The following is a 1,276-nucleotide window of genomic DNA, read 5'->3' as shown; positions in this document are numbered from 1 at the left end:
CACCGCCCTCGCCGCTGCCCCTGCGCACGCCGCGGACACCGCCGCGCCGGCCGGGCAGGCTCCCACGATCTCCACGCCCGTCGCCGACCTCATCGCCCAGGGCATGGCCGCCCAGGACCCGAACACGGACGGGTACGACCGGTTCATCGTCACCTACAAGGACACCGCCTCCGCGGCCACCAGCGCCCAGGGCCGCGCCCACGCCTGGGGCAAGGCCGCCAAGGCCGCCGGCGTCTCCGTCACGGAGCTGCGCGAGACCGCCACCGGCTCCCACGTGGTGGAGGCCTCCCAGAAGCTGGACCAGTCCGCCTCGAAGGAGTTCATGCTCCAGCTGGCCGCCGACCCCTCGGTGGAGTCGGTGGAGCCGGACGCCGTCATGACCGTCAACGCGCTCACCCCGTCCGACGCCCTGTACCCGGAGCAGTGGGGCTTCCACGGCGCCAACGGCATGGACGTCGAGCCCGCCTGGGACGCCGGCACCGGCTCCGGCACCACCGTGGCCGTGCTGGACACCGGCATCGTGGACCACCCGGACCTGGGCGCCAACGTCTCCGGCGGCTACGACTTCATCTCGGATCCGGGGGCGGCACGCGACGGCGACGGCCGGGACGCAGACCCGCAGGACGAGGGCGACTGGTTCGCCTACGGCGAGTGCGGCATCCCGGGGGCCGCCGACTCGTCCTGGCACGGCTCCCATGTGGCCGGCACCGTCGGCGCCGTGGCGAACACCGAGGGCGTCGTGGGCGTCGCCCCGGACACCACCGTCCAGCCGGTCCGCGTGCTCGGCAAGTGCGGCGGCTCGCTGTCCGACATCGCGGACGCGATCGTCTGGTCCTCCGGCGGCTCCGTGCCCGGCGTCCCGGAGAACCCCCGCGGCCGCATGTGATCAACATGTCCCTGGGCGGCTCGGGCTCCTGCGGCTCGACCTACCAGAACGCGATCGACCAGGCCGTGGCCAACGGCACCGCCGTGGTGGTCGCCGCGGGCAACGAGTCCCAGCCGGCCGCCAACTCCCGCCCGGCCAACTGCGACAACGTGATCTCCGTGGCCGCCTCGGACGAGCAGGGCAGCAAGGCCTCCTTCTCCAACTACGGCTCGGCCGTGGACGTCACCGCGCCGGGCGCGGACATCGTGTCCACCGTGGACTCCGGTGCCACCACCCCGGCCGGCGCCGGACTACGCCGCCTACCAGGGCACCTCGATGGCCGCCCCGCACGTGGCGGGCGTGGCCGCGCTGCTGGTCGCGGACGGCGACCGTGGACCCGGGCCGCCAATC

The 1,276-nt window shown here is 74.4% G+C and carries 2 protein-coding genes and 1 pseudogene; all 3 read left to right on the top strand.

Annotation, left to right across the window (positions count from 1 at the left end; translation table 11 throughout):
* On the top strand, window positions 1–886 hold an 886-nt coding region (locus tag AC2W7A_RS12570), incomplete at its 5' end, for a S8 family serine peptidase (RefSeq protein ID WP_485991628.1).
* A 5-nt stretch (window positions 887–891) separates the two neighbouring features.
* A pseudogene (locus AC2W7A_RS12565) lies at window positions 892–1,116 on the top strand (S8 family serine peptidase); the annotation flags it as partial.
* 85 nt (window positions 1,117–1,201) lie between these two features.
* On the top strand, window positions 1,202–1,276 hold a 75-nt coding region (locus tag AC2W7A_RS12560), incomplete at its 3' end, for a hypothetical protein (RefSeq protein ID WP_485991629.1).

Source organism: Micrococcus sp. LASM2_SD2 (assembly GCF_057364565.1).
Note: the sequence above shows the minus strand (reverse complement) of the source record. Positions and strands in the feature narration are given on the sequence as shown.